The 23,773-nt window shown below is 40.3% G+C and carries 3 protein-coding genes; 2 read left to right on the forward strand and 1 reads right to left on the reverse strand.

All coding sequences use genetic code 11. The annotated features are described in order from the left end of the window. Positions 1-69: 69 nt before the first annotated feature. Positions 70-9,504 carry a YadA-like family protein gene (locus VEI_RS00085; protein WP_059360988.1) on the forward strand — a complete coding sequence of 3,145 codons (9,435 nt, stop codon included), beginning with the start codon at positions 70-72 and terminating at the stop codon, positions 9,502-9,504. A 202-nt stretch (positions 9,505-9,706) separates the two neighbouring features. Here VEI_RS00085 and VEI_RS00090 read toward each other — a convergent pair whose 3' ends face one another. Then, a complete protein-coding gene (locus tag VEI_RS00090) occupies positions 9,707-11,335 on the reverse strand; it encodes a class I SAM-dependent methyltransferase (RefSeq protein ID WP_059360991.1) in 1,629 nt (542 codons plus the stop codon). Positions 11,336-12,137: 802 nt separating this feature from the next. Here VEI_RS00090 and VEI_RS00095 point away from each other — a divergent pair. Then, positions 12,138-23,732 (forward strand): ESPR-type extended signal peptide-containing protein, encoded by an 11,595-nt coding sequence (locus tag VEI_RS00095; protein WP_059360993.1) that lies wholly within the window; start codon positions 12,138-12,140, stop codon positions 23,730-23,732. The last annotated feature ends 41 nt before the right edge of the window (positions 23,733-23,773 follow it).

The raw sequence follows: 23,773 nt of genomic DNA on the forward strand, positions 1-23,773 counted from the left end.
GTTTTGTAAATGAATGAGTTATCAGTAATAAATGATATATATATATTAGTATGAGGAGATACGTGGACTGTGAATAAGATTTTTAAAGTGATTTGGTCAAAATCAAAACAATGTTATGTTGTTGTATCGGAAGTGGCGAAGAATACAACAGGGAAAAAGAAGATTGTGGTGGCTAGTATTCTAGCAGGGCTAGCGATGTCAACAATGGGGACTCATGTAATGGCTGTATCCACAATTCCTTTTACTGATAAACCGTCATCAGCACTTGCCAATGGTTCGGTTAAACCAGCGACAACCAATGGTGTCGCTATAGGTAATGCAGCCTATAGCGATTCTAATCAATCCATTGCAATTGGCTTTAGAAGTCTTGCATCAGGTACCTTCTTAGGTGGTTCTATTAAGCCATCTGTTGCAGTGGGGGCTGGGGCACATGCTGAAGGCAATAATACGGTGGCTATCGGTACTGTTGCAGAGAATAGAGCTTCCTATGGTGTTGCATTGGGGAATGAAAGTAAAGTAACATCCGGATCGGACTATGGGATTGCTATTGGTTATCAAACGCAAGTATCAAATGTTCATGGTATGGCAATAGGTGAAAAGGCTAGTGCATCAGGGTTAATTGGTATGGCCCTTGGTGCGAATGCAAAAGCTACAGGGGCCTATTCTTATGCTGGAGGTTTTAACTCCGAATCTGGTGGCGAGGCGGCTATTGCGGTTGGTAAATCTGCTAGTGCTAGTGGTGAGTCTGCTGTAGCAGTAGGTAATGGTACCGTTGCTACTGCTGGTGATGCTGTAGCTATTGGTACGTCATCTCAAGCTACTGGTGGAGACGCTATCGCATTAGGGAAAAGTGCGAATGCTAGCAATGGTGATTCCATTGCCATTGGTCAAGATACAGTATCTAACAATATTAATTCTGTAGCACTCGGCAAGACTTCTAAAGCTACTGGCGCCTCTGCAACTGCACTAGGGCCACAAGCAAAGGCAACTGGTTCTACTGCGGTGGCAATTGGTCTCAATTCAGAGGCTAATCAAAGTGCTACGGTTGCTGTTGGTTATAATTCTGCTGCGAGTGGTGAAAATGCTGCCGCTTATGGTAACACAGCAAAGGCAGTCGGAAAGAACTCATTAGCACTAGGTGCAAATACACAAGCGACTGTAGAAGGTGGCGTAGCATTGGGTGCTGGATCCATAGCGAATATAGTAGCTGGTGCTGGCTATAATCCTAATACGGGACGAACAAATACATTTACTGGCTTATCTGGTAATGCGTTAACAAGCACTTGGGCCGCTGTTTCTATTGGCGATGGTACCAATACACGTCAATTAACAGGCCTTGCAGCTGGTACTAACAATACTGATGCGGTCAACGTAGCACAACTTAAGAGCATGAACCTTGCTTTCACAGCCGACGGCAGCACAAAGGGTGACGTTAATTTGACAAATAGTGCATTAAACGTAGTCGGTGATAGTACCTATATTACGACAAAGGGCAATAATCAAACGCTCACCATTTCTGGTAAAAAGCAAACTATTACCGTTACGAATGGTACGGCTAGTGCTAGCGCAGGTATGGCGGACGCCAATAATGTAGCGCAAGCGATTAACCAAGCAAATGCGGATCAAACCATTAGCTATAAAGCCAATGGTGGTACGGCTAATACGGCTAAAGTATCGGATGGTCTTAATTTCACCAATGGTACAAGTACAGTTTCTACGGTAGGTAGTAATGGTCAAGTATCCTTTGATTTGAATACGACAACGAAACAATCGATTACGGATTCGTCAACTGCTGTCAATCGTACTATTGCCCTTGGTGGAACTACAGGATCCACGACGGCTAAAAAATTGGCTTCTGGGGATGTTAAATTTAATATTAAGGGCCAAACTGGCACTAATGCGTTGATTACGACATCTGCTAGTGGCGATGATGTAACAATTGCACCAACGAATAAATTGACTGATGCTGTAACGGCTGCTGAAAATGCAGCGAATAAGGACTTGTCTAACTTATCTACGGCTGGTAACACGAAAATCCAAAACTTGGCAAAAACAGCAGCTGCTTGGAATGTATCGACTAATGGCAGTGGTACAACTGCCGTATCCGGTGGCGACACAGTCAACTTTGTTAATGGCGATAACATTGCTGTAACTAATACGGGTCGTACTATTACAATCGGTACGGCTAAGAATGTATCCTTTGATAAAATCACTGTAGGTGGTATATCCATCGACAAAACTGCAGGTATCAATGCAGGTAATAAAGAAATTAAAGGTCTTGCTGCTGGTACAACTGCCACATCTGCAGTGAATAAACAACAAATGGAAGATGCTGTAAAAGCAGCTACCGATGCAACTACAGCCTTGGGGAATAATACGATTGCTCTTGGCGGTGATGCTGGTTCTACCACAGCGAAGAAACTTAGCACAAATGCTATTACATTCAACATTAAAGGAGATACAGGCACTAATGCCTTAATCACCACAGCAGCTACAGGGGATAATGTGTCCATTACACCAACTGCTAAATTGACCAATGCCGTGGCGGCCGCTGAAAATGCAGCAGATAAAAATTTATCCAATATTTCTACGAGTGGTAAAACTGTTATTAAAGATTTAGCCAAAGGAGCCGCTCAAGATGCTGTGAAAGTAGCCGGTACGGGCCTTGCTACGGTATCTGACAATACAGCAGGTGGTGTAAAAACATATACGGTTGATGTGAATACCGGTAATTTGGTGGTAGCTGCTAACGGTCAAGTCGGTGCTGCTGGTACAACAGGTGCATCTGGTGTGGCCGGTTCTAATGGCGTAGCTACAACACAAAACGTAGCGACTGCTATTAACGATGCTGTGACTAAAGCAAAAGCAAGCACAACACAAGCCTTAGCCGATGCAGAACATAAATTTGCTGGCGATACAGGTACTACATCCGTTCGTAAACACGGTGAAGTATTATCCATTAAAGGCGGTGTAACAAATACTGCTAGTTTGACAACAGGTAACATCGGTGTCGTATCTGATGGTGCAGGCACATTAAATGTACAACTTGCAAAAGTATTGAGCGGTTTAACATCTGCTACATTTACTGCCGCTGGTGGCAATACTACTGTTATTAATAGTGATGGTGTAACCATTACCCCAAGTGCAGCTGGTGCCTCTGCTATCTCTATGACAACAGCTGGTATCAATGCGGGCAATAAGGAAATTAAAGGTGTTGCTACGGGTACTACTGCTGATGCGGCAGTTAATAAGGCTCAAATGGATGCGGCCATTACGGCTGCAGCTGGTGGATCCTTATCAACCGAAAAAGTAGTAGCTAAAACATTATCCGGCGATACTAACTTAGCCACTGTAACAGGTCAAACGGGTACTGCTAAGGGTGAAACGTATGAAGTAGCCGTATCTGAAAATGCTGTTAAGAACGTAGCTAAAGCAGCCGCACAAGACGCTGTAACAGTAACAGGTACAGGCCTTGCTACGTTATCTGACAATACAGCTGGTGGTGTGAAAACATATACGGTTAATGTAGAAGAAGGTAAACTTGTTCTTGATGATACAACAGGTAAAATCGGTGCTAACGGTGCTACACAAGGTACTACAGCTGGTAAAAATGGTGTAGCTACAACACAAAACGTAGCGACTGCTATTAATGATGCTGTTACAAAAGCAAATGCCAATAATGCACAAGCATTAGCTGATGCAAAACACAATTTTGCTGGCGATGATGCTACCGTTATTAGCCGTAAACATGGCGAACAACTAAACATTAAAGGTGGTGCAAGTACAACAGCAACTGATCTTACATCTGGTAATATCGCAGTCGTAGGTGACACAACATCTGGCACATTAAATATCAAGATGGCAAAAGCCTTAACAGGTTTAACATCTGCTACATATACAGATGGATCTGGCAATACACAAACCGTAACAGGTGGTTCCTCTACGATTTCTGATGCAGCTGGTAATTCTACTGTTGTATCTAAAGGTGGGGTCACAACTACTGATGCAGCAGGTAACATAACTACAACAGCACCTACAGGTGTGACGGTAACTCCTGCTGGTACAGGCACAACACCAATTTCTGTAACTACTAGTGGTATTAGTGCCGGTAACAAAGAAATTAAGAATGTTGCTAATGGTACTACCGATGATGCTGCGGTTAACAAGAAACAAATGGATGACGCTGTAAAAGCCGCTACCGATGCAACTACAGCTTTAGGTAACAATACAATTGCTCTTGGTAGTGATGCTGGTTCTACAACAGCGAAGAAACTTAGCACAAATGCTATTACGTTCAACATTAAAGGCGATACAGGTGCTAATGCGTTGATCACTACATCTGCTACCGGCGATAATGTAACGATTGCGCCAACCGCAAAATTGACAGCGGCTGTGACAGCGGCAGAAAAATCTGCTGATAAGGATTTGTCCAATATTTCATCTGCTGGCAAAACAGTGATTAAAGACTTGGCAGCTACATCTGCTCAAGATGCTGTTAATGTAACAGGTACAGGCCTTGCTACAGTATCCGACAATACAACTGGTGGTGTAAAAACATACACTGTAAATGTAGACGAAGGTAAACTTGTCCTCGATGATACAACAGGTCAAATCGGTGCTAATGGTGCTACACAAGGCACGACAGCTGGTAAAAATGGCGTAGCCACAACACAAAATGTAGCGACTGCTATCAATGATGCTGTAACTAAGGCAAAAGCAAGCACAACACAAGCCTTAGCTGATGCAGAGCATAAATTTGATGGTGATACAGGTACAACATCTGTACGTAAACACGGTGAAGTATTATCTATTAAAGGTGGCGTCATAACGCCAGCTGATCTAGCAACAGGTAACATTGGTGTTGTGTCCGATGGGGCCGGCACATTGAACATTCGCCTTGCTAAAGCATTAAGTGGTTTAACATCTGCATCCTTCACTACTACTGGTGGCAATACTACTGTTATTAATGGTGATGGTGTAACCATTACACCAAGTGGTACTGGTACTTCTGCTATCTCTATGACAACAGCTGGTATCAATGCTGGTGGTACAGAAATCAAGAATATTGCCGATGGTACAGCAGCTACATCCGCCGTTAGCAAAGGCCAAATGGAAACAGCCATTGCTAATGCACAAACAGCAGCTACATCTACTGAAAAGGTAGTCGCTAAAACATTATCTGGTGATACCAATTTGGCTACTGTAACAGGTCAAACAGGTACAGCTAAAGGTGAAACCTATGAAGTAGCCGTATCTGAAAATGCTGTTAAGAACGTAGCTAAAGCAGCCGCACAAGATGCTGTAACTGTAACAGGTACAGGCCTTGCTACAGTATCTGACAATACAACTGGCGGTGTGAAAACATATACTGTAAATGTAGACGAAGGTAAACTTGTTCTTGATGATACAACCGGTAAAATCGGTGCTAATGGTGCTACACAAGGTACTATAGTTGGTAAAAATGGTGTAGCTACAACACAAAACGTAGCGACTGCTATTAACGATGCTGTGACTAAAGCAAATGCCAATAATGCACAAGCTTTAGCTGATGCAAAACACAATTTTGCTGGCGATGACGCTACCGTAATTAGCCGTAAACATGGTGAACAACTTAACATCAAAGGCGGTGCATCCACAACTGCTACAGACCTTACATCTGGTAATATCGCAGTCGTAGGTGATACAACATCTGGTACATTAAATATCAAGATAGCAAAAGCCTTAACAGGTTTAACATCTGCCACATTTACAGATAGATCCGGCAATACACAAACAGTAACAGGTGGTTCCTCTACCATTACAGATGGTGCAGGTAACACAACTGCTATGACTAAAGGTGGTCTATCCACTACTGACGGTACGCACGCAACGACAGTAGCACCGACTGGTGTCACTGCAACCGATGGTACCAACACTGTTAAGTTAAATGGTTCTGGTATCGATGCTGGTAATACACAAATTAAGAATGTTGCCAAAGCTACTACAGATGATGCTGCGGTTAATAAGAAACAAATGGATGACGCTGTAAAAGCCGCTACCGATGCAACTACAGCTTTAGGTAACAATACAATTGCTCTTGGTAGTGATGCTGGTTCTACAACAGCGAAGAAACTTAGCACAAATGCTATTACATTCAACATTAAAGGTGATACAGGTGCTAATGCTTTAATCACTACATCTGCTACCGGTGATGATGTAACTATTGCGCCAACTGCTAAATTGATAGCGGCTGTGACAGCTGCAGAAAAATCTGCTGATAAAGATTTGTCCAATATTACATCTGCTGGTGAAACAGTAATTAAAAACTTGGCAGTAACATCTGCACAAGATGCTGTTAAGGTAACAGGTACAGGTCTTGCTACAGTATCTGATAATACAACTGGCGGTGTAAAAACATATACTGTTAATGTAGAAGAAGGTAAACTTGTCCTCGATGATACAACCGGCCAAATCGGTGCTAATGGTGCTACACAAGGTACTACAGCTGGTAAAAATGGCGTAGCTACAACACAAAACGTAGCGACTGCTATTAACGATGCTGTAACTAAGGCAAAAGCAAGCACAACACAAGCCTTAGCCGATGCAGAACATAAATTTGATGGTGATACAGGTACAACATCTGTACGTAAACACGGTGAAGTATTATCCATTAAAGGTGGCGTAACAACGCCAGCTGATTTAGCAACCGGCAACATCGGTGTCGTATCCGATGGGGCAGGCACATTAAACATTCGTCTTGCGAAGGTATTGAGCGGCTTAACATCTGCCACATTTACAGATGGATCCGGCAATACACAAACTGTAACAGGTGGTTCCTCTACTATTACAGATGGTGCAGGTCACACAACTGCTATGACTAAAGCGGGTCTATCTACCACTGACGGTACGAATACAACGACAGTAGCACCGACTGGTGTCACTGCAACCGATGGTACCAACACTGTTAAGTTAAATGGTTCTGGTATCGATGCTGGTAATACACAAATTAAGAATGTTAGCAAAGCTACTACAGATGATGCTGCGGTTAACAAGAAACAAATGGATGACGCTGTAAAAGCCGCTACCGATGCAACTACAGCTTTAGGTAACAATACAATTGCTCTTGGTAGTGATGCTGGTTCTACAACAGCGAAGAAACTTAGCACAAATGCTATTACATTCAATATTAAAGGTGATACAGGTGCTAACGCCTTGATCACTACATCTGCTACCGGTGATGATGTAACTGTTGCACCAACTGCTAAATTGACAGCGGCTGTGACAGCTGCAGAAAAATCTGCTGATAAGGATTTGTCTAATATTTCATCTGCTGGCAAAACAGTGATCAAAGACTTGGCAGTAACATCTGCACAAGATGCTGTTAATGTAACAGGTACAGGCCTTGCTACAGTATCTAACAATACAGCAGGTGGTGTAAAAATATACACTGTAGATGTGAAGGCTGGTAATTTAGTAGTAGATGGCAATGGACAAGCGGGTGCTGCTGGTGCAACAGGCGCAGGTGGTGCCGTAGGTACTGATGGCGTAGCTACAACCCAAAACGTAGCAACTGCTATTAACGATGCGATTACTAAATCCAATGCGAATACTGCTCAAGCATTAGCTGATGCAGAGCATAAATTTGATGGTGATACAGGTACCACATCTGTACGTAAACATGGCGAAGTATTATCCATCAAAGGTGGCGTAACCAATCCTGCTGATTTAGTAGCAGGTAATATCGGTGTTGTATCCGATGGGGCCGGCACATTGAACATTCGCCTTGCTAAGGTATTGAGCGGTTTAACATCTGCTACGTTCACAGATGCATCCGGTAATACACAAACGCTAACAGGTGCGTCCTCTATCATTTCTGATGGTGCAGGTAATACAACCACTATGACTAAAGGTGGTCTATCTACCACTGACGGTACGAATACAACGACAGTAGCACCGACTGGTGTCACTGCAACCGATGGTACTAACACTGTTAAGTTGAATGGTTCTGGTATCGATGCTGGTAATACACAAATTAAGAATGTTGGCAAAGCCACTACCGACGATGCTGCGGTTAATAAGAAACAAATGGATGATGCTGTAAAAGCAGCTTCCGATGCTACAACAGCTTTGGGTAATAATACAATTACCCTTGGTGGCAATACTGGTTCTACTAATGCACAAAAATTGAATACATTTGGTGGTATTCAATTTAATATTAATGGTGAAAGCGGTGCCAATGCGTTGATTACAACAACTGCATCGGGTAATACCGTATCTATCGCATCTACTGCGAAATTGAGTAATGCTGTAGCGGCTGCTGAAAATGCAGCTAATAAAGATTTATCCAATCTTAGTGCGAATGGTGAATCCCGTATCAAAGACTTGGCAAAATCTGCTGCATCCTGGAATGTTCAAACCAATGGTGGTGCTACAACAGCCGTGTCCGGTGGGGATAATGTTAACTTCGTGGATGGTAAGAATATTACAATTACCAACACTGGCAGAGAGATTACTGTTGCCACTAAAGATGATGTAACCTTTAACAAGGTCATTGTTGGTGGTATGACCCTCGATAACAATGGTATGGATGCCGGTAACAAGGAAATTAAAAATGTGGCTGCTGGTACAACAGCAAATTCTGCAGTAAATAAACAACAATTAGACAATGCGATTTCTGGTGTAAGCAATATTAACTATACAACCAGCAGTACTACTGATCGCGCTGGTAGCACACCAGTACGTTCCGTTGCCTTGTCAACAGGATTTGATTTTAAAGGCGATGGCAACATTCAAGTTACTCAAGATGCAGTCAACAATGGTGTTATTCATTATGCGCTGAACTCTAACTTGTCTGGTATCACGTCCATTACCGGTGCTGGTAATGGAGCGCCAATGATGACTTTCAACAGTCAAAATGGCAATACCCCAGCCAATGTGTCCATTAATTCTAATTTGGATATGGGCGGCCATCGTATTACCGGTGTAGGTCCTGCGGAAAAACCAACCGATGCGGTAAATAAACAACAAGTGGATCAAGCCCTTCGTGGACTTACGGGTATGGCAGACAATGCAGCAAGACAATATGCTAGTAAGGCTGGCGCCAATGCAGCCGCTTTAGCAGCATTGAAGCCAATTCAATATGATCCATTAGAGCCAACACAAATTATGGCCGGCGTGGGTAATTACAAATCACAAACTGCTGTGGCACTCGGTATGGCGCATTATACCAACGAAAATACCATGTTTAACATCGGCATATCTCTCGATAGCCATGATAATATGGTTAACGCTGGTATAACCCATAAATTTGGATATAGTCCTGAAAAGAAAGCTATCCCTGATCGCTACAAGGGGGGACCGATTAGCTCCATCTATGTAATGCAAGATGAAATGCAAGCTTTATTGGCAAAAGACCAAGAAAAGGATGCTATTATCTCTAAACAAGCTGATGAGATTGATGTACTTCGCAAACAAAATGACGATATGCAACGTAAAATCGATATGATTCTTGCTAAATTACAATAATAGTATGATATAAGATACTATATAGAATTTAAGATGATGTAATACATAAAACAAAATTTTACTGAAGCTACCACAGTAGTAAATAGTATTAAAATAGCATATGGACATTCATTGATACTAGCTAGATATGTAATGAAAAATAGCAGTTACCAACCCCCTTTAAGGGCTAGTAGCTGCTATTTTTATATGCCGAATAGGCTAATTATTTTCTAAAAAATCCCAATCCTTCAATATGTAGTAATTTTTGTTCTAAATATTCTTCGCTCGGTACGATGAATGTAGTTCCGTCACTATTGGTATGTTCTACCTTTAAGTTGGAGTCCATAATAGCTATCATTGCTTCTTTAGTAGTTGGTTTTTCAAGCAATCTCATGACGAATAAGAGGCCATGGTCTACAGTTTGATCGATTTGATTATACATATTGCCTACGGTCATATATTGTTGGCCCCCACCTTCGGTGAGTGTTTCTATGTATTTAATAAACCGTTCTGGAATATATGTTTCATTTTCTATAAACGGCAATTGCTCGTATCTTTCACCAAGAACGTAAACCTGTCCCACGATAGCCAATAGGAACAATCGTTTATATATAGCATCCATATCGATTTCGATATGAGGATGATGCTCTTTCACATAATTCACTACATCCTGTACATTGAATGGTTTTCTAAGGTCCATCAATTCCTTAATAGAAATAAATACGGGATTTGTCCATTCTGGTGGCGCTCCATTAAATTCATTGATGGCTGTATAGAAATAGAGCTTATTTAATGTGTCTATCGTAACGGTTTCGTTGCGAATGATTCTGTCCGCATTTCTCGGTTTAGTGAGTAAAGCCATGCGGAACTGTGTATCGTAGACATAGTCGTAATACTGTTCCTTATCTACATGATTTCCTTGGGATAAAGCGTTGATGTTTTCTACCACCGCATCGTCAAGCCACGTAATAAAGGAACGTTGTAACGACTCGTCACCAACATAGGTGCAACCTAAACGTTCGGCCCGTTCCACAAACTGTGATACATACACAGGGTCATTGAAGGTTTCTAGATATTCGTGCCCTACATAATAGTCATTTGACTCGATTACACGATTGATATTGTTGATTTTGTAATCAGATTGTACACGAGATCGCTCGTCCATCTTCATCGTTTCAGCGATGAGCTTTAACACATTCTTTGTATATACAGTGCGATCCTTTAAGGAATCATGAGGTACATGCTTTTCCGAATAGAGCATGATGTCGCGCAGCTGTTCCAGACGTTTCCAACCAGGATACGTATTATAGGATATATAGGCGATACCGCGGTCAGATAGATTACGATTACAAATGGAGAGGATTTTATCCTTTACCACATCTGGTACCCAAGACCAAATGCCATGCACCAAAATGTAATCAAAGGTACCAAAATTGTCATCGATATCCATAATATTCTTTTCTAGCAATGTCACATTCGTAAGCCCCATCGAATGAATGAGCTCATTACCATGCTGTACCTGTACCGATGAAAGGTCGATGCCTGTGAAAGTCGCCTCTGGATAATACAACGCTTGGGGAATAATATTCCCACCGCAAGATGAACCTAGCTCTAACACGCGAGCCCCTTTAAGAGGTGCTGGGTTAAGTCCATATATTTTGCCCTTCGCTAGGAGCGAGTTAATATTCGTATTTGGAAAGGCTTTAGAGACATAGAGAAAATTATCATATGAATCTTTTAACTCATCAATCCCCGCTTGCGCCTCGGCTATATCATGAGCTGGTGGTGCAATATGTTGTGCTACAGTCGGCTCAGTTGTTTGTGTATCTAATTCGGTATTTTTATTTTTCATATGAAAGTCCCCTTAGTACTAACCTCTTTATTTACTTAGTATACTACAAAGACATTTTTTACGCATAGGTAGAAAAGGGATTATATACTTTTGTTACATAGAGTGTAACACCTTTAACTGTTTATGGTAATATATTGGCAATAGACAGTAAATAGACAGTGAGTAGACAGTAAACAGTATTATGAATTAAAAGTTTAGATTATATAGTAATTGTATATAGTTATGAATAGGAACAGCAGACAGTCGATGTAATGTATCGATAGTCTGCTGTTTTTATGTACCAATAATTCCCTGTGTATTTTCCCGAAATAAACAGTTTTATGAAATTTAAAAAATGAAATAATGGCGATATAACAAAGTAAATTGAAAATTAGAAAACATGGATAATATATGAATTTTTATTATATCGATATTTGTGAAAGTCATTAAAACGATAAATGGATAATTTATAAGTAAAACTGATACATTCATCGAAAAAACTAGTACTATATCGAAAATTATAAAAAGAGCAATTATAAAGAACAAAAAAATACTCATAAAATGTATGTTTTTTATGTAAAAATATAAAATTAATATAAATGAAATTAAAATATTGAAAATAAGTGAGTGAAAAATGAAGAAAGCTATTTACAAAAAGCCTTTTTTCTGCTATCTTATATATGACGCAAGATGAGTAAAAAATGAAACGCTGTAAAATCGATAGTTTCGGACAGCGTTTAATGTATATATACTGACTCATCGAATTGTAAGAAATCATTTTGATTGTAATTGTGTCTAACTAAGAAAGGGGTTCATAGTTTCTATGAATAAGATTTTTAAAGTTGTTTGGAGCAAAACAAAAGAATGCTACGTAGTAGTATCTGAAGTTGCGAAAAACAATGGTGGTAAGAAAAAAGTGTTAGCTAGCGTATTGGCTGGTTTGGCTATGGTAGGCGTTGCTGCACAAATGGGTACACCTGTACAAGCGGGTGCAGAGTATAAGAATAGTGCGGTTAATATTCAACCAGATAATATTCCTGCATCTCAAAAAAATAGTGTAGGTAAGAACTCTACGGTCGTTGGTTACGCTAATACAACTAATAACGAAGAGGGTACAGTTGCATATGGTGGCTATAATACCGCAACTGGCAATTCTTCAACTGCTTTAGGTAGTAGTAATACAGCAACTGGTGGTTCCGCTACCGCGATTGGTAGTAATACTGTAGCTAGTGGAGCCGCTTCTGTCGCTCTTGGTAATTTATCTCAAGCAACTAATAAGGGTGCTATTGCAATTGGTACTCGTACTAACTATGAGACAACTAATACAACTACTGGTGCTGGTTATGGTTTGACTGCTGGTGAATACTCTACTACTGTTGGTGGTTGGAGTAGAGCGACTGGTCAACATTCGAGTGCTTTTGGTTATAACAATAAAGTAACTGGCGATCATTCTACTGCTGTTGGTACAGGTAATACTATTGATGGTACACAAGTAGCTGGTGCCGTAGCTGTTGGTAACCAAAATAAAGCATCTGGTGATCGTGCTATTGCCATTGGTGAAACTAATACATCTAAAGTAGAAGATACGATCACAATGGGTACTAGTAATACTGCTAGTACTGGTGGTGGCATTGCGATTGGTAAAAATAATTTAGCTGACTCTACTAATAAAGGTACACAAACAGGTGGTGGTCGTGGGAACGAAAATTCCCAAATCGCAATCGGTCGTGATAATGAAGCAACACATATTGATACAGTAGCCGTTGGTCGTGAAGTAAAATCTACCGGTACAGGAGCTGTTGGTTTAGGTTCTCGTATCAATGCAACTGGTGACTATGCAGTTGCTATCGGGAATTCCTCAGCAGGTGGTACCGTTGAAGCAGCTGATTATTCTGTAGCCGTTGGTTTCAAAGCAAAAGCTACGGGTAGTCGCTCCATCGCTCAAGGTGGTGCAGCAACTGCAGCAGCTGAACGATCTATTGCTATGGGTTTAAAATCTAATGTAACTGCTCAAAAAGCTAATTCTACATATTCCTATTCTGGTACAGGTGGAGCTATAGTTGGCGGTGTTAATACATCTACAAAAACAATTCATAGTACAGCTGGTACAGATGGTGCTAATGATATTTACGGGTCTGGTGATGAAATCGCTATTGGTTCTAGTGCATCTGTAAGTGATGAATCCAATGCAGCAGTAGTAATTGGTAAAGGTGCGAAAACAGAAGGCAATGCACATTACTCTGTAGTTGTTGGTAAAGACTCCTATGCTAATGCTTCCGATGGCGTTGTAGTAGGTCAAGGTTCCTATGTAAAAGCTCGTGAAAGTATTGCCATCGGTCAGACTGCTAACGTATCTGGTACTGGTAATGTTCGTTCCCAAGCTATTGGTTTTGGTGCAACAGTTTCTGGTACAACTGCGTATGACGCATTAGCAATTGGTTCTGGTGCTCAAGTTACTGATGTAACATCTGGTGTAGCACTCGGTTCTGGCTCTGAAGTAAGTCGTAAAACAAGTGACACTAAAAGTATCGGTCTTAATACTAAATACGTAGATGGTACAAAAGTCCGTAATCGTTCATATGAAGCGACGGTTACTGCAGCAGGCGATAAATGGGATGATGGTGCTCAACTTGGTGCCGTTTCCGTTGGTAATGACAATCAAAAACGTCAAATCATCAACGTAGCAGCTGGTAACCAAGATACTGATGCTGTTAACGTAGCGCAATTGAAAAACGTTGGCGTTCGTGTTGGTGCTGATACAAATACAGCTACAATCGGCACAAACAAAGTTGCCGCAGATTTCCTTGCATACAATGGTCAATTAAACATTAAAGGCGATAATAACCGTGTTACAACTGTATCCGAAAACGATGCAAACGGTAAAGATGCTAACGTAAATGTTAAATTTGATTACAATGGCTTGGTGAAAGCTAAAGCTGGTTCTTCCGTAACTGTAAATCAAAAAACTGAAGGCGGTAAAACTGTATTCGAAATTGATGCAGCAGCAGGCGGTGCAACTTCCACTGAAAGCGTAGTTAAAAAGGCCGCTGCAACAAACGATACAAACATTGCTGACATTTCTGTAGCCGATAATAAAAATACTGGTGATGTAGGTGCTAAATACGAAGTATCCGTATCCCGTAATGCCGTTAAAGACGCAGCTCGTGAAGCTGTAACAGTAAATAATGGTGGTACTACAAAAGCTGATGGTTCTTATACAGCTGATTCAAACAATCCTATCTCTGTAACACCAACTAAAGATGATACTAACCACAACACATCTTATGCTGTGACATTCGATGGTAATAAAGCAGCTAAACAAATTCCGTTGACATACAAAGCTAATGGCAATGGTGCTAAAACTGTTACATTAGAAAAAGGTTTAGACTTTACAAATGGTACAAATACAACAGCAGAAATCGGTAATGATGGTGTTGTTAAGTACAATTTGAACAAAGACGTTGATTTGTCTAATACTGGTTCCTTAAAGGTTGGTGGTACTACAGTTAATAATGGTGGTATTACAATTAAGGCTCCTACAACTCCTGGTACAACTACAACTGATGTTAAATTGACTAATACTGGCTTAGATAATGGCGGTAATACAATTACTAATGTTGCTGAAGGTCAAAATAATACTGATGCAGTTAACGTAAAACAATTAAAAGCAAATCGTACCGAAGTAAAAGCTGGTGACAATGTAGTTGTAACTTCAGCTGCGGATGCAACAGATAATCACACTATTTACACTGTAAACGCTGTAACTCCAGCAGTTTACACAACTCCAGACGGTGAAAAATTAACGAAAGATAAAGACGGTAAATTCCATAAAGTTGGTGAAACAGCTGAATATACTGGCGATATCATTACATCCTTTGAAAACCCTAAAGCAGCAGCTGGCCAAACAACAAAAGATGGCGGCATGATCGTTAACAATGTTGGTTCTGCTATTAAAAATCAAACTGGTGCAACATACCTAGACAAATTGAAAGCAGCAGCTGATAATAACTCTAATGTTAAAAATGCAGTAGTAAACGTATCTGACCTTAAAAATACATCTGATGCTTTAATTGACAAAGGTTTACGTTTTGATGCTAACGAAGGTGGCGAACAAACTAATAAACTTGGTTCTAAAGTAACAGTTCAAGGTACTGGTGCTTTATCTACTGGTAAAGCATATGCTGATGAATACAACACAGCTAATATCAGAACTAATATTGAACAAGGAACTGATGGCAACACTACAATTAATGTTGGTTTAGCTAAAGCATTGAAAGGTATCAACTCCATCTCTAATGGCAGTTCTTCTATCACTATTAGTGATGTTCCAGCTGGTGCAACTACTCCTGCTGTAACTATCTCTGGCGGCAACTTGTCCATGGGTAATGGCACAGCTAACAATAAGATTGTGAACTTGGCGCCTGGCACAGATGGCACTGACGCAGTTAACTTGAACCAATTGAAAGGTATGCGTACAGTTGTAACATCCACAGATAAATCTGTAACGGTTACATCTAATGAAAATTCTACAACAGGTCAAGTAACATATGATTTGAAAGTAGCAACTACTGGTACAGTATCTAAATCTACTTGGGATCTTAAATCTGGTGTAGCATCTGCTACAGAAGGTACTCACTCTGGTGATACGACTCAAACGATTGCTGATACTAAATCTGTAACAATGCAAGCTGGTAAAAACTTAACAGTTAAACAAACTAATGACGGTAATGGTAATACATCTGTTGCATATTCCTTAGATAAAGATTTAACTAACTTAGATAAAGTTGTTGTTAATGGTAAAGATGGTATTGCTGGTAAAGATGGCGTAACTATCGTTGGTCCTCAAGGTGCTACTGGTGCCCCTGGCATTCCTGGTACAAATGGTATCGATGGTAAAGTTGGTATCTCTGGTAAAGATGGAAAAGATGCTGTTTCTATCGCTGGTAAAGATGGCGTTGGTACAATCGGCTTAACAGGTCCTCAAGGCCCTGCTGGTACAAACGGCAAATCTGTAGACATTTCTACTGAAAATGGCAAACAAACTCTTGTTAAACCAGAAGCAAACAATGGTAATCAATCTCAACGTATTGTTTACATACCAAAAGATGCTAATGGCAACCCATTGAAAGATGCTGATGGTAACGATATTAAACGTGAAGTAGCAACTATGGATGATGGCTTGAAATTTGCTGGTGATGATGGTCAAACAAATGCTAATAAAGTAATTGCTAAACAACTTAACCAACAAGTAGATATCATTGGTGGTGCTACCGGTACATTGACTGATAATAACATCGGTGTTAATAACGATGGCGGCAAATTGAAAGTTCAATTGGCTAAAGATGTTGATTTGACTAATGCTGGTTCCTTAACTGTTGGTGGTACTAAAGTTAATAACGATGGCATTACAATTAAGGCTCCTACACCTGCGGCTGGTACAACACCTACTACTACAGATGTTAAGTTGACAAATACTGGCTTAGATAATGGTGGTAACAAAATTACTAATGTTGCTGAAGGTACGAATAATACTGATGCAGTTAACGTAAAACAATTGAAAGAAAACCGTACAGAAGTAAAAGCTGGTGACAATGTAGTTGTAACTTCAGCTGCGGATGCAACAGATAATCACACTATTTACACTGTAAACGCTGTAACTCCAGCAGTTTACACAACTCCAGACGGTGAAAAATTAACGAAAGATAAAGATGGTAAATTCCATAAAGTTGGCGAAACAGCTGAATATACTGGCGATATCATCACATCTTTTGAAAACCCTAAAGCAGCAGCTGGTCAAACAACAAAAGATGGCGGCATGATCGTTAACAATGTTGGTTCTGCTATTAAAAACCAAACTCCAACAATGCCTGCAGGTCAAACTGCTACATACTTGGATAAATTGAAAGCAGCAGCTGATGCTGGTTCTAATGTTAAGAATGCAGCGGTTAATGTATCTGACCTTCATAACACTGCTGAAGCATTGAAAGCTTCTGAATTGCACATTGCTCCAACTGCTGGTGGTAAGGATGCAGATAAAGGTGGCGTAGGAGTAACTCCAAGCGCAACAGCTACTGCAGCTGGCGCAGCTACACAAGCATATAAGTATAATACAAACACTAAACAAGTTGAGTTAACATTCAATGATGGTAATGGTAAAGCCGTAACTGGTCCTAAAGCAGTTATCGACTTGTCCGATTTGGCTAACCAAATTACAAGCGGTTATACTTTCAGTGCAAATGCAACCGCAAATGGTGGTACAGTAGCAAATGATACTGCAACTCCTGCAGTAGCAACAGCTGTTGAAAACGGTGGCACAATTAACTATGCAGCAGGCAAAAACTTGACTGTAAAACAAGAGATTGATGCTACTAACAAAACTCATACATATACATACAGCTTAGACAAAGATCTTACTAACTTGGACAAAGTTGTTGTTAATGGTAAAGATGGTATTGCTGGTAAAGATGGCGTAACTATCGTTGGTCCTCAAGGTGCTACTGGTGCCCCTGGCATTCCTGGTACAAATGGTATCGATGGTAAAGTTGGTATCTCTGGTAAAGATGGAAAAGATGCTGTTTCTATCGCTGGTAAAGATGGCGTTGGTACAATCGGCTTAACAGGTCCTCAAGGCCCTGCTGGTACAAACGGCAAATCTGTAGACATTTCTACTGAAAATGGCAAACAAACTCTTGTTAAACCAGAAGCAAACAATGGTAATCAATCTCAACGTATTGTTTACATACCAAAAGATGCTAATGGCAACCCATTGAAAGATGCTGATGGTAACGATATTAAACGTGAAGTAGCAACTATGGATGATGGCTTGAAATTTGCTGGTGATGATGGTCAAACAAATGCTAATAAAGTAATTGCTAAACAACTTAACCAACAAGTAGATATCATTGGTGGTGCTACCGGTACATTAACTGATAACAACATCGGTGTTAATAACGATGGCGGCAAATTGAAAGTTCAATTGGCTAAAGATGTTGATTTGACTAATGCTGGTTCCTTAACTGTTGGTGGTACTAAAGTTAATAACGATGGCATTACAATTAAGGCTCCTACAACTCCTGGTACAACTACAACTGATGTTAAATTGACTAATACTGGCCTTGATAATGGCGGTAACAAAATTACTAATGTTGCTGAAGGTACGAATAATACTGATGCAGTTAACGTTAAACAATTGAAACAAAATCGTACAGAAGTTAAAGCTGGTGACAATGTAGTTGTAACTTCTGATGTGGATGCAACGGATAACCATACTGTTTATACTGTAAATGCTGTAACTCCAGCAGTTTACACAACTCCAGATGGTGAAAAATTAACGAAAGATAAAGACGGTAAATTCCATAAAGTTGGTGAAACAGCTGAATATACTGGCGATATCATCACATCTTTCGAAAACCCTAAAGCAGCAGCTGGTCAAACAACAAAAGATGGCGGCATGATCGTTAACAATGTTGGTTCTGCTATTAAAAATCAAACTCCAACAATGCCTGCAGGTCAAACTGCTACATACTTGGATAAATTGAAAGCAGCAGCTGATGACAATTCTAATGTTAAGAATGCAGCGGTTAATGTATCTGATCTTCATAACACTGCTGAAGCATTGAAAGCTTCTGAATTGCATATTGCTCCAACAGTTGGTGGTAAAGACGCTGATAAAGGTGGCGTAGCATCTGGAAATACTAACCCAGGCGCAGCAGCTCAAGCATACAAATACAATGCAACAACTAAACAAGTTGAATTGACATTCAATGACGGTAATGGTAAAGCTGTAGCTGGTCCTAAAGCAGTTATTGACTTCTCCGACTTGAATACTGGTGGTACAACTGCATCCTCTTGGAATGTTAAGTCTTCTGCTAATACTACAGATGGTGGTGCTGTTGCTGATAACCATAATGCAAACGCTCAAAATATTGCAGATGGTAAAGGTGTAGAATTCCAGTCTGGCAAAAACTTAGTAGTAAAACAAACTAATGATACTACTAATGGTAATGCTACTGTAGAATTCTCCTTATCCGATAACATCACAGCTGGTAAAGATGGTGCTAATGGTAAAGATGGTTCTGTTGGTGCCACTGGTAAAGACGGCTCTTCCGTAGTTCTTAACGGTAAAGATGGTTCTATCGGCATGACTGGTCCTAAAGGCCAAGATGGTAAAGATGGTATCAATGGCCGTGATGGTGCTAACATCTCCATGACATCTGCTAAAGGTGAACAAGTTCTTATCAACCGTGATCCAGCTCATAGTGCTGATACTGACAAAGCAGAACGTATCGTATATGTTCCAAAAGATGCTAGTGGCAACCCTATTCAAGATGCTAATGGCAAGAACATTGTACGTGAAGTAGCAACTATGGACGATGGCTTGAAATTCGGTGGCGATATGGGTACTGTAAACTCTGTAAAACTCAACAAACAAGTTGACGTTAAAGGTGGTATTACAGATACAAATAAATTAGCTACTGGTAACAACATTGGTGTTACATCTGGCATTGACCCAACTACTAATAATGCAACATTGAATGTTCAATTAGCTAAAGACCTTACAGGTTTGAATAGTGTTGAACTTGGTGGTAATACAATTAAGACTGATGGTGATCACATTACTATCACTTCTCCAGACACTACTCCTGGTGCAACACCTGGTGCAACAAAGACTAATAAAGTAGCTAACCTTGCTGATGAAAAACATATCACTCAAGGCAACTATACAGTTGGCGATAAAACTATCGATACTAATGCAGCTGATGATGAAGTAACATTAACCTACACTGATGGTAATGGTGATCTTGTTAAAGATCCAGCTAACAATCCTATTATGACTAAGATCAAAGGCGTAGCTAATTCTGATCTTTCTAACATCACTGAGACTGGTAAGAAAAATATCACTAAACTTGGTTCTATCGTAAAAGCAGGCGATAACGTAACTGTTACATCTACATCTGATACTAAGACTGGTCAAACAACTTACACTGTAAACGCTGTAATTCCAGCGGTTTACACTAAAGCTGATGGTACTAAAGTAGTTAAACGTCCAGATGGTACTTTCACAACTAACCTTGATGGTTCAGCTGGTAACGATGTACCTGCAAGCGATGTAATCGTATCCTTCCAAGATGCAGCTGGTAACAGAACTGGTGGTAACTCCATTGTTAATAACGTTGGTTCTGCAATCGATAAACCTGGTACAGCTACTGGTAATACATTCTTAACTAAGCTTGATAATGCAGCTACTAACACTCCGTTTGCAGCGGTTAACGTAAGAGATCTTAAGACTACTGCTGATGCGTTGAAAGCAAATGAACTTCACATTGCACCTACATCTGGTGGTACTGATACTGATAAAGGTGGCGTAGTAAAAACTGCTGGCTCCACTGATATGGTATACAAATACGACGCAGCTAGTAAGACTATTACATTGACTTACAACGATGGTAATGGTAAAGCTGTAACTGGCCCTAAAGCAGTTCTTGATTTCACTGACTTGAACATTCCAGCAGGTGGCAATAACTTTGGTTTCAAAGCTAATGCAACTGCTAATGGTGGTACAGTAGCAAATGATGCTACAACTCCTGCAGCGGCAACAGCTGTTGAAAATGGTGGTACTGTTAACTTTGCAGCAGGCAAAAACTTGACTGTAAAACAAGATATTGATGCTACTAACAAAACTCAAACTTATACATTTAGCTTAGACAAAGATCTTACTAACTTAGACAAAGTTGTTGTAAATGGTAAAGATGGTATTGCTGGTAAAGATGGCGTAACTATCGTTGGTCCTCAAGGTGCTACTGGTGCCCCTGGCATTCCTGGTACAAATGGTATCGATGGTAAAGTTGGTATCTCTGGTAAAGACGGTAAAGATGCTGTTTCTATCGCTGGTAAAGATGGCGTTGGTACAATCGGTTTGACAGGTCCTCAAGGCCCTGCTGGTACAAACGGCAAATCTGTAGATATTTCTACTGAAAATGGTAAACAAACTCTTGTGAAACCAGAAGCAAATAATGGTAATCAATCTCAACGTATTGTTTACGTACCAAAAGATGCTAATGGCAACCCATTGAAAGATGCTGATGGCAACGATATTAAACGTGAAGTAGCAACTATGGATGATGGCTTGCGTTTCACTGGTAACAATATTTCTAAAGAAAATAAACAAGAAATGAATTCTCTTGTGAAGGTTCAAGGTGAAGGCGTTACTGAAAATACAGCTGGTAAATTAGAAGCTAATGGTCAAGAGTTCAAATCTGCAGCCGGTAACATCGCAGTTGAAGCGGATGGTCGAAATACTCTAACTGTTAAGATGAACAAAGATCTTAACCTCACTAAAGATGGCTCTGTAACAATGGGTGATACTGTTGTAAATAACGATGGCATTACTATTAAAGCTCCTACAACTCCTGGTACAACTACAACTGATGTTAAGTTGACTAACCAAGGTCTTGATAATGGTGGTAACAAAATTACTAATGTTGCAGCTGGCACAGCTAATACTGATGCAGTAAACGTAAAACAATTGAAAGATAATGTTACAACTGTTACATCCTCTGATAGCTCCATCAAAGTAGTTGATAAAAACGACCCTACATCTGCAACTTATGATGCAACTAAAGGTCACCAATATGACATCACTGTCAATAACCAAGGTGTTGTAAATAATGCACAAACTCCTGTTGTATATACTAAGGAAGATGGCACTAAAGTTTACAAACAACCAGATGGTACTTTCACTACAAATATTGATGGTAGTGGTACAGTAGTTCCTGCAAACCAAGTGATTGCATCTATGAACAGTGCTGGTAACTCTTCTACAGATCCTACTAAGTTACAAAACGTTGGTTCCTCCATCGCTGATAAAACTGGTACTACATTCTTAGATAAGATTAATACAGCAGCAGGTGATCCTAATGCTAAGTATGGTGCAGTTAATGTAACTGACCTCAAATCTACATCTGATGCTCTTATTGACAAAGGCCTTGTATTCGATGCAAATAACGGAGATCCTAAGACTAACAAACTTGGTTCTAAAGTAACTATTGCTGGTACAGGCGCTCTCGGTACTACCGAAAACTTTGCAGATAAATACAACACTGATAATATCAGAACTAACATCGAGCAAGATGGAGCTGGCAATACAACTGTTAAGATTGGTCTTAATAAAAACCTTAAAGGTTTAGAATCTGTTAGCGTTCCTGGTAAAGATGGCGTTGATGGTCAAGACGGTGTATCCATTACTGGTAAAGATGGTGCGAATGGTGTTGACGGTAAAGTTTCTATCGGTAAAGACGGCAAAGATGCTGTATCTATCTCCGGTAAAGACGGTATCGGTCACATTGGTTTAACTGGCCCTGCTGGTAAAGATGGTAAAAATGCAACGGCTGATATTACTGTTAAAGAAGGCCAACCTGGTTTAAATGGTACTGATGGTATTACTCGTATCGTATACAAAGATAAAGATGGTAACGATCATGAAGTAGCAACTCACGATGATGGCGTAAAATACGCTGGTGATGACGCTCAAGGTACAGATAAAACTAAAGTTATCTCCAAAAAATTGAACCAAACTATCGATATCGTTGGTGGTGCAGATAAAACTAAATTGACTGACAATAACATCGGCGTGAATAACGATGGTGGTAAATTGAAAGTTCAATTAGCTAATGAATTAGCTGGCATCAATAAGATCTCCAACGGTGGTTCTTCCATTACGTTTAACAGCAATCCTGGTGGTGCAACTAATACTCCTGCAGTACAAATCTCTGGTGGCGACCTTAACATGGGTGGTAACAAAATTACTAATCTTAAGAAAGGTTCAGATGTATCTGATGCTGCAACAGTAGGTCAATTGACTAAGGTTAAATCCTCTAATAACTCTGTAGGTATTACTGAATCTACAGATGCTAATGGTGCTAAAGTTTACGACTTGTCTGTAACTGGTGTTCCTGGTGCAGATCCTCGAGTTGATAAACTTGGTGAAGAAATCGGTCGTGTAGGTGCTCAAGGCGCAGCTCTTGCAGCGTTGAAACCTATCCAATACGATCCATTAGAACCAACTCAAATCATGGCTGGTTATGGTAACTACCGTGGTAACTCTGCCGTGGCTCTTGGCGTAGCTCATTACAAAAATGAATCTACATTAATCCATGGTGGCGTATCCTGGGCTGGCGGTTCTAGCCATATGATGGCGAACGCTGGTGTAACTTGGAAAGTTGGTAACCGTGATAGCGAAGCTGCAGTAGCAGATCGTTACCGCAAAGGTCCTATCAGCTCTACATATGCAATGCAACAAGAAATGGCAGCTATGAAAGCTCAAAATGCCGGATTAAAAGGCGAAGTATCTGATTTGAAAGCAGAAAATGAACAAATGAAAGCTCAAATTGCTGCAATGATGGCAAAATTAGGTTTATAATTTGAAACGTTAAACTTTCACAGATGCTGGGATGAGGGTTC

The organism is Veillonella tobetsuensis, from assembly GCF_001078375.1.
Classification (GTDB): domain Bacteria; phylum Bacillota; class Negativicutes; order Veillonellales; family Veillonellaceae; genus Veillonella; species Veillonella tobetsuensis.